Source organism: Ferdinandcohnia jepli, from assembly GCF_047246645.1.
GTDB lineage: Bacteria > Bacillota > Bacilli > Bacillales > Bacillaceae_L > Ferdinandcohnia.
Genome location: NZ_JBFOKR010000020.1, coordinates 67453 through 77820 on the forward strand (window position 1 = coordinate 67453; position 10368 = coordinate 77820).

A 10368-nucleotide genomic window follows, 5' to 3' on the forward strand; every position below is an offset into this window, starting at 1 on the left:
TACTACACCTACATATTAGCAGCCTGTAATTTAGCTTGTTCTAATACATCTTCCACAGCCTTTGGTTCTTTATTAGGTGGATAATCCCATTTACGAAGAACCTTTTTAATGTACAATCTCATTCTCGCTTGTGCACTTTCTTTCTTATCCCAATCATGAGAGCGATGTTCCTTTACTGTCTTTGCTAAATCTTTAGCAATATTCAATAAAGTTTCATCCTGAAGTAATGATTTTATATCGGGGTCAGAACCTAAAACATCAAAGAATGCTTTTTCTTCGTAGGATAGACCTAGCTGAGTACCCTCATTTATTGCATCTTCTAGTTCTTCTTTAAACTTTAGAAGCTCCTCAAACACTTCATAGACGTCTAAATGGTCGTTCCTATTGTGGTATTTTTCGATTATCTTCTCAAATCGTTCAGAAAAACTTTTGCTTACCGTCATGTTTTTCTTCTTTACATCTTTGAGTTTTTCTTTCATTACTCTCATCAAGATGTTTGTTGCTATGTTCTTTTGTGGAATTGCTTGAAGTTTTGCTAGGTTCTCCTCATTTAATAGATCAAAACTCTCATTTGATGTTGCTTCGGTTAACACCATAACACCGTCTTCAAGTATTGCATTTTCTAAAATTTTTGAAATACGTTCATTTACTTCTTTTAAATCTGGTGTACCTTTATTAGAAGATTTCATAATAAATGATCGAACTGCTATAAAATATGCAATCTCTTCTTTAATTTCCTTAGATAACAAGCCTGTACATATTTTATATACATCTTTTAATTTCTTTGTTTCTGTTAAAAATAGCTGTTTTCTTTTTTCTGTAAACTGAGCAAATTCTGCACCATCTCGAATGACTTCATAGCGCTTTTTATCACTTTGTCCAAAAAACGCACTATAATTGAATTTGTGAAAATGATTACGTAGAACTTCTAAGATATTCAGTGCAATAACTTTTGCTTGCTCATTTTCCTGTACTTTATCTTGGTCACGACTTGTGTAAGTTTTCAATGCTTCCATTAAGTTACGCTTCAAACCAATGTAATCTACAACAAGTCCACCAGTTTTGCCTGGATAAACCCGATTTACACGAGCAATAGCCTGCATCAAGTTATGGGCTTTCATTGGCTTATCCACATACATAGTGTCTAAGGAGGGCACATCAAAACCTGTTAGCCACATATCTACAACTATAACAATCTTAAAAGGACTAGTAACATCCTTAAACTCTAATTCTCGGTCTTTTCTTGTTTGCTTGTTCCCGACTAGTTTTGCAAGGTCCTCTGGGTCTTGATTGTTTGCGGTCATAACAATCTTAACTTTGTCTACCCAGTCAGGTCTTTGTTCAATTAATTCTTGGTACATAGTGAAAGCCGTTTTTCGAGAATAAGCAACTATCATAGCCTTACCTGCCACAAGCTCTTTTCTATCTTCATAATGGCTTATAATATCAGCAGCTACTTGTTTAATTCTATCTCTATCACCAATTATTAATTCCATTCTTGATAAGTGTTTTTGACTTTCTTCAATGACGTAGTCTTCTACTCCTTCATTTACTTGCATACGCCAATATTCTTTATCCGCTTCACTCATTTGTGTTTCATCTAATTTAACTTTCGCTAGTCTAGACTCATAATAAATCTTAACTGTTGCACCATCTTGAACAGCTTGAGTCATATCATACACATCTATTACTTCACCAAATAAACCTGTTGTTGATTTATCAGTTGTTTCAATTGGTGTACCTGTAAAAGCAATGAATGTAGCATTTGGCAAGGAATCTCGCAAATATTTCGCATAACCATATTTCTGTTCTCCAGTAGAAAGGTCATACTTAGCATCAATTCCATATTGTGTACGATGAGCCTCGTCAACCATAACTATAATATTTTCACGGTCTGATAGAAGTCCTGTTTCTTCCTCAAACTTTTGAATGGTAGAAAAAATAATTCCACCAGATTTTCTATTTTCAAGCAAGTCTTTAATATGACTTCGACTCTCTGCCTGAAGTGGAGTCTGTCTTAAGAACTCAGATGCACCAGAAAAGGTCGAAAATAACTGACCATCTAAATCATTTCTATCTGTAATAACAACAATAGTAGGATTTTTCAACTCTTCATGCTTTACTAAATTCCCAGATAGAAACACCATAGAATAACTTTTCCCACTACCTTGTGTATGCCAGATAACCCCAGCACGACCGTCTGTTTGCGTTGCTTTAACTGTTGAAGCAATGGCCTTACTCATACCGAAGTATTGATGATATGCAGCCATTATTTTAGCCTCATTTGAAAAAAGAATAAAGTTCTTTATTACATCTAACATTCTACGTGTCTCAAACAACCCGTACATCATTGTGTCTAAAGGTCGGTTTTCAATTATCGCATCTTCTGTGTTAATCTTTTTCCACGCAGAAAAACGATCTAGAGATGCTGTAATTGTACCCGCTTCTGTATCAATACCATCACTAATCATTAGAAAAGCATTATAATAAAACAATGAAGGAATGTGTACATTCATGTAATTTTTCAACTGTTTGTATGCATCTTCAATATTGACTTCTTCACGAGAAGCACTTTTTAATTCAACAACAACTAAAGGCATACCATTAACATACACAACAATATCAGGAATTTTGCTACCACCTTTTTCTTGCACTTCCAACTGATTTACTACTAAAAAGTCATTATTCTCAATATTGTACCAATCAACTAGGGAAACGCGGTGATAAATCGTTTCCCCATCAACAAATTCAGTTACTTCAACAGTTTCAGTTAAATATTTTGTAAACACTTTATTGTTGGTTAGAACATCATTAGTTTCAAAGGTCCTTAGTTTCCGAATAGCTTCTCGAATAACATCTATAGACAATTTTTTATTTAACCTAATGAGTGTTGCTTCCAAACGGTCTAATAATAACACTTCTTTAACATCTCTTGGTAGCCTACTACCATGGAGGTATTCGTATCCAAGCTCTTGAAAATATTCCAAAACAACATTTTCTAACTGCTCTTCTGTAAACACTTCTTAACCCCCTAGATTATATCAGATATTAGACTTTTTCCTTCAATAAGTTTTAGAAGCAAATTGTCTCTTAGTTTTTTTAATACTTGATTATTTTTTTTGTTTTCTTTTAATTGTTCTCTAATTGGTCCAACAATATCGTCAAATGCCCTTAGAATATATTCGTTTGGCAACAATATTTTGTATGATAATGTATCTAAGGGTTTTACTCTTTGTCTACTACCTGTCGACCCCGTTGCATGTTTAATTAGATGTTCTGAAAATTGTGCAGAATTTAATACAGAATATAGATATGAACTATATATTAAATCCTTTGGCTTGAAATTAATAAACTCTGTCGAAGATATTGAGTATTCTGTAAGACACAATGGCTCCCATACTCTTTTGGTTGTAGGATTAAGTTTAGATACTAAGAAAGAGTTAGTTTCGACTCTATATTTATTACTCTTAATTTCTATTCCATATTCTGAAACTGGATACCTCTGGTCATCATAAGCAGGGATGCTATAATGTTCAAATAAAACATGAGGATTTTCCTGAGGTTTTATTGATTTTGTACTAATAATAGCTATTGACTCTAATTTTCCTTCCTTAAATGAACTTGGTATTACTCCCATTTCACTTTCTATAAATTTACCATCACTTATTTTATAGGGTTTTCCAAAATCATTAGGAAAATTAAAGTCTACAAACCATCTTTTATAAATACCTTGTGCAATATCTTCTAATGTTACGTTCATTTCATTATTGAGCTCTATTTTTTCATCTAAACCAGACAAAATCCCTGCTACTCTATTCTGCTCTTCAATATCAGGTAGTTCAAATTTGTAGCTTTTAATTCTGTCTGGTGCAGTGTGTTTAACTGTAGTTCCGGTCGCTGTTGCCAATATATGATGTCTGTATTTGCTACTACATAACAGATAATACAAATAGGGTTTAGTTATTTTACTTTCATCCTTAATACTAATTTTACCCAACCGTTGGTTGTGAAGTAGTAATTTCCCTTCAATTTTTGGCACTAGAGCTGGATAACCTAGTGTATCCCCATCCTTACTTAAATCTGTCATTGTAACCAATAAGTCACCTGTGTTTAAAATAAAGTCATGTGGAAAATCGGCGTTTTCAAGGTGATATTTAAACTTATTATTTAAGAACCCTCCGCCAATTTTGAAATTACCTGGTGTAAGCAGAATTAAATTTGTCTCCTCTTTACTAAAGTTTACACCTTTAAAAGCGTAACCATGTTTTATATCGATTAATTCCCCAAGGGTTACAACATTTTTAGAGGTCATATCCTAACTCCCCTAACTGCAATCGTATCTTGTTCTCTAATTCATTTGACCTTTTAAATTGTTTTGCGAGTTTAGTTGTTAATTGTTCCATTCTCTCCTCAAATACTACTTCATCCTCTTCTGATTCTTCTATACCTACGTATCTCCCAGGAGAGAGAATATAATCTTGTATTTCAATTTCTTCAATAGTTGCTGATTGACAAAAACCTGGTATATTTTCATATCCATTATTATTTTGCCATTTAATATATGAATCTGCAATTTTTCGAATTTCATCTTCGGATAATTCTCGTAAACGTCTATTCACTAATGAACCGAGTTTCCTTGCATCAATAAACAAGGTTTGACGTTTATGGTTCTTGTTACGATTTATAATCCACACACATACAGGTATTCCAGTTGTATAAAATAATTTATCAGGTAGGGCTACTATGGCTTCAACTAAGTCTGCATTAACAATTTTTTTACGAATAGCACCCTCACCACTCATATTAGAAGAAAGGGAACCATTTGCTAGTACAACTGCCGCCTTTCCATTTTGACTCAATTTATCTACCATATGTTCAAGCCACGCATAGTTTGCATTTCCAGCTGGTGGTGTACCAAATTTCCAACGAGGGTCCTCTAATAAACTTGGTTGTCCCCAATCACTATCATTAAAAGGAGGATTAGCTAATACATAATCTGCTTTAAGTGTTTTGTGCAAATCATTGTGGAAGGTATCAGCATTTTTAGCGCCTAGGTTATTTTCAATCCCACGAATGGCAAGGTTCATTTTTGCTAGTTTCCATGTTGTAGGGTTTGATTCTTGCCCATAAACAGAAATATCAAATGAATTCCCACTATGTTCTTGGACAAATTTTAACGATTGAACAAACATTCCCCCACTTCCACAGGCAGGGTCATATACGTACCCTCTATAAGGTTGAATTATTTCAACCATTAATTTAACTATACTTTTTGGAGTGTAAAACTCTCCTCCACCTTTACCTTCGTTTGCTGCAAACTTTCCAAGAAAATACTCATAAACACGGCCAAGAACATCATTATCTTTTGCCTCATTGCCCCCAACGTTCATATTTGTAAACAAGTCAATAATCTCACCTAGAATACGCTTGTCCAGTTCAGGACGTGAATAGCTTTTTGGTAATACTCCCTTTAAAGTAACGTTTTCTTTTTCTATTGCATCTAAAGCGTTGTCAACAACCTTCCCAATTTCTGGTGTTTTTGCGTGTTCTGCAATAAAAGACCAACGCGCATTTGTAGGTACCCAGAATATTCCCTCAGCCATATAAGCATCACGGTCCTCTGCAAAGTCAGGATCCAAATCCATTAATTCTTGCCATTTCTCATTAAAAGAATCTGATACATATTTCAAGAAAATTAATCCTAATACTACGTGCTTGTACTCTCCTGAATCCATATTATTTCTCAGCTTATCAGCTGCCGCCCATAGCTTTTCTTCAAATCCTATAACCGCCATTTTTATTTCTCCTTTTCAAATCCGATTTTACATATTATTTACAGTCTTATTATATCAAAAAATCAGTATAAGTTCCGCTTAACATTTCTCAAAGGAGCCCTGTGTTACCGACTCGAGTATCCCGAAATCCTATTAGCCCTTTTTCTGAGTAGGCATCCTTCCATCTACTACTCGCTGATATAACCCTTAGAATACCTAAGTTATCTACATCAAAACTATCCTCAAAAATATGTCTAGCAAACTTACCTTTCTCGGTAACTGCAATAATAACTGTTTAAAGTCATTAGTATAAACTAATATCTTTGGAACCAATGAATTTTACGTTTAGTCTTTTTCCCTTTAAAAATCTCTTTGCTCATAAACTCCGCCAGTCCTATTGCAATGTGTTTCTTAATTATACAAAAAAGTACCCTATAGGTAGACTTTTTATGTGTCTATTCTATAGGGTACACTTTACTAGGGGTTAGTTGCCTTCTTTTAAAATGAGTTGCGAGATACACTCCACATGAGTAGAGTGTGTTAACATTAACTAAAAAACTAATTCCAACAACCTCTCATGAATCCTACTCCAATGCTGATTTAAATCAAGTGTACATATTCTTACCTCAAACCCATGAATCCTATATTTAAGATCTATTGAATCATATACTTTCGGATACAGTAATATCCCTTTGGATTTTCGCTTAGTATAATATTCATCCGTCTTAAGGTAAGAAAATATTTGATATAAATGGTTACTTCGAACTTTTTCTACTTCCCAACGGTCAATGAACATGTCTTTATAGAACTTTGTATCAATAATTATTTTTTCGTTTTCATATTCTAGTGAAATGTCAGTTTTCATAATAGGGAGAAGTTCTGTGTTCTCTCCTTCTGCTGGCCAATAGAGTGATTCACTTTTAACTATTGACCCAGGTAATTCTCTCTTATAAAAATTTTTGACAAAACTCTCAAATAACTGGGCCATTTTTTGATGTTCTCTGGAAACATCCTGAAACATCTTTTCACTACTACCTTCATGAATCAAGACGGATTCCCAAATAAACTGACAAAAATTAAGTAAAAAGTGGTAATGTTTATTTGTTCTGTGCAAATTAACCTCATTAAATAACCTACTACTAACCTTTATTAATGAAATATCAACAAAATAACTTAGTAATCTTGTTATATCTTCACGTGTCTCTTTCTTAATAACCTCTTGTTTAATAAGGTAATGTAGAGTGGCTTTAATTAATTGATTATGAAGGATGTCATGTGTCATATCTTCTTCTAAAATATGCATTTTACCTTTTTTATAGGAAAATGTTTGTATTGTATCTTTAAATATAATTTTCCCTTTGATTATAGAAGATTGACTTTGTGTTTCAACATATTCTTTATAAAAGCCCTTTTTTATAAGCCCCTTTACTTTCATAACCAATACTTTACTAAGTAGGTTTATTAAATCCTTCTCATCCTCTTCAAAAACACTGATAAAATCTTTTTCATGTGGATAGTCCCAGGCATAAACAAGCATATAAAAAATATTTTTAACAGGAACTTTACTAAGATTTTCGGATAAGGTCATCTACCTTTTCCTCCTGGTCAAACCAATACTCACTTAGAAGAGGTTTGACCTCTAAGCGAACAACACGTTCATACCATGATTGCTCATCTTCAATTTCTAAATCTGGGCAAAAGTAACTATGGCCAATTTCAAACCCTTTTCCTAAATTAACAGTATCAGTTTTAATCTCTTTATTAACTTCATCCATAAATGTCCGAATCCTATCAATAAATCCTTGGCTTATACCTTTCATTCTTAAATTTTCTTCAAAAGCGTCGGTATGGAAACCAGGTATTAAATCAATAAAAGCAAATCTTCTTCTAAGAGCATAATCAACCATTGCTAATGATCGATCTGCTGTATTCATAGTAGCAATTACATACACATTTTCTGGAATAAAAAATGTCTCGTTCTCCTTACTATAAGCCAATTTTATTGCATACTCACTTCCACGTTTATCCGCTTCAATTAACATCATAACTTCACCAAAAATTTTAGAAAGATTACCTCTGTTTATTTCATCAATAATAAAATAGAAGTTCTCATCTGGATTCATCTTTGCTCTTTGACAAAATTTATAGAACACTCCATCCTTTAGCTCAAAATGTCCACTATCATTTGGCTTAAATCCCTTTATAAACTCTTCATAAGAGTATGATTGGTGAAATTGAACCATCTCTATATTTTCCGGTTTCTTCATTTCCATATGTAAATAAGCTAACCGTTTGGCCACAAATGTTTTACCAACTCCCGGAGGTCCCTGTAAGATAATATTTTTCTTATAATCTAACGACTCAACAGCATCTTGAATTTTTTCTAAATCCATAAAGACTTCTTTAGCAATATCTTCACTAGTATATGAAATCTCTTCTACAGGATCTGTATGTTCAATTTCATATGGGGGAACACTGTCGTGTACCTCTAATCGTTCTAACAAAGCTTTTAAGTAGTCTTCATAAGGAGTAATATCAGTTAGTGTTTTCATATGTAATGCTAAATCTGAAACATCCCATTCTCCTTCTTTCAACCACTCTACTTGACGAAATGAATGATGTTCACCATTTTCAGGATTAAACTGATATGGTGACTTTATTTCTCCAAGAGCTATTATTTTTGTAGTACCTCTCTTAATTAGTACATAGTCCCCTTCCTTCATAACGCGAACAAACTGATCATTTGCTAGAGCATCATTAGTTGGATTATGATCCATTTCATATACTTCTTTAAGTTTCTCTGCAATCTCTCTTTTATCCTTATAATCTCGTAGATCTCCAAGCTTCTTCCAACCTATTGAAATTTGTTTTTTTTGCTTAAATACTCCCCAAAGCTTTCCATTCTCCCCAGGTGCTAATAACCAGTATCGAGCTTGTTGGATTTCATCTACATCATCATTTGCTGATTTATTTTTCTCATAAACAAAACTAAAGAATTGATCCACTTCATAAAAAATAGGAAGATCCGTTTGCTTACCAACTATCTCAATATATCTAGAAGCTATATCATTAGCCTTCAATGCATTTTGGAACTTTATAAACTTTAATCCAAATGTGTCTCCGCGAGAATAATGAGGATCAATTTTTAGTTCATTTTCTACTGCTACACGATCTCTTTGATTATAAAAGCAGTATTCTTCTGGAAAAATATTACCAATCATCTCGCTTAATGCACTTTCTCCGATACCAAACAATTTAAAATCTGAGTTATTTAAGAATTGGTCCATTCGGTATTCTAAAGGGTCTTCACCATGTACTAGATAAGTAAAGCTCTTACGATACTTTTCTATCGGCGCATTCATTCTACCGAACGCTCTACCTCTAGCAAGAGCCATTCGATACACATTGACATGATCTCCAATTTGTTGAAAATCCTCCCATTCCATATTCATGATGTAATCTTGGACTCTAAATTTCTGAAAGAATTCATAACTTGCTTTTATGTATTCAACCTCGGTGAGAAACGAATGAAGTTCACTTTTATAATAATGTAAGTACTTTTCAAGTAACGGTAAATCAGTATTTTCGGTGAACCTTTTTGGATTATGCCAACACCACAATAAAAAATTATATTCCTCGTCAGTAAGCTTGTAATTTGTTTGTTGTGGCGCTCGGATTATAAGTAAACTTTTTGTCTGAGGAATTTCCTTCAATTTATGACGCAATAACATTCCTTCTGACTCAGTTAATCTACATTCTATTACCTTTAATTCGACTGATGGAATTCCGTCTTCATATCTTACAAACGGTTCTCTTACTACTTCAGCTAGTGCAATAATTCCACCGGTATTACGTTCCTCCCCATCAGAACGCCAAATAAAAACTTTATCCCCTATCTCAATATCTTTAAGATGATGTTTCTGTCTAATACTCCAATCAATAACTTTTCCTCTCTTAACATAGCTATTAATATCATGTAAGTCAGGGTATTTTTCTTTATCAATAGTAAATCGCTGCGGATTACCTTGAAATATCCAATAAGACACGGTTTCATCCTCCAGTAAAGTTTAATAACGTACTTTCTCTTCACGATAAATATTAACATAATTTAACAATAAAATAATAAAGGCTTCAACCTATAGGGTTAAAACCTTTCAATAAATTTTTTATTTTTTATCAAATTACACAATAGTTCTATTTCTACCATAAGGCTTCTAAATACTTATAAGAAACGTTTTAAATAATCTATATTCGCTTTCAATTGACCTATAATATTAATGCACTCATCAGCCTCTTGCTTTAGTGTTTCTCTTCTATTTAAAATTATAGACTTAATGTACTTAAGTTCGTTTTCCCCTTTTGCAAGTTGCCATTCAAGATTAGTTTGAATTGCATAAAATTCTTTCTCCAATTTGACTATATCGGATTTTGATATTCCTTTGCTGGGATCAAATTTGAATCTTTTTTCAATACTTTTTTTCCAATCAATAAGTTTACTAGTTAGGTGAGGACCGAATCTAAAATGTACCCTATAGAATAGACACTTAAAAAAAGTGCTCTTTCTATAGGGTATTTTTTGTATAATTTAAAGTAC

Annotated in this window: 6 protein-coding genes; all 6 read right to left on the reverse strand. The window is 33.1% G+C overall.

Going from position 1 to position 10368, the window contains the following annotated elements; all coding sequences use genetic code 11:
• Positions 1-8: 8 nt before the first annotated feature.
• Entirely contained in the window at positions 9-3020 is a 3012-nt protein-coding gene (locus AB3M96_RS19645; RefSeq protein ID WP_412969300.1) for a type I restriction endonuclease subunit R, read from the reverse strand.
• Between the two features lie 11 nt (positions 3021-3031).
• On the reverse strand, positions 3032-4312 hold the full coding sequence (locus AB3M96_RS19650) for a restriction endonuclease subunit S (RefSeq protein ID WP_412969301.1): 1281 nt from the start codon (positions 4310-4312) through the stop codon (positions 3032-3034).
• Complete coding sequence (locus tag AB3M96_RS19655) at positions 4302-5795, reverse strand: class I SAM-dependent DNA methyltransferase (protein ID WP_412969302.1); 1494 nt, start codon at positions 5793-5795, stop codon at positions 4302-4304. Before AB3M96_RS19655 ends, AB3M96_RS19650 begins: the two co-directional genes overlap by 11 nt.
• 529 nt (positions 5796-6324) lie before the next feature.
• Positions 6325-7362, reverse strand: a complete 1038-nt coding sequence (locus AB3M96_RS19660) for a 5-methylcytosine restriction system specificity protein McrC (RefSeq protein WP_412969303.1) — start codon at positions 7360-7362, stop codon at positions 6325-6327.
• Complete coding sequence (locus tag AB3M96_RS19665; RefSeq protein ID WP_412969304.1) at positions 7340-9820, reverse strand: AAA family ATPase; 2481 nt, start codon at positions 9818-9820, stop codon at positions 7340-7342. The genes AB3M96_RS19660 and AB3M96_RS19665 overlap by 23 nt, the downstream gene beginning before the upstream one ends.
• 176 nt (positions 9821-9996) lie before the next feature.
• Positions 9997-10185, reverse strand: a complete 189-nt coding sequence (locus tag AB3M96_RS19670) for a hypothetical protein (RefSeq protein ID WP_412969305.1) — start codon at positions 10183-10185, stop codon at positions 9997-9999.
• Positions 10186-10368 lie beyond the last annotated feature (183 nt).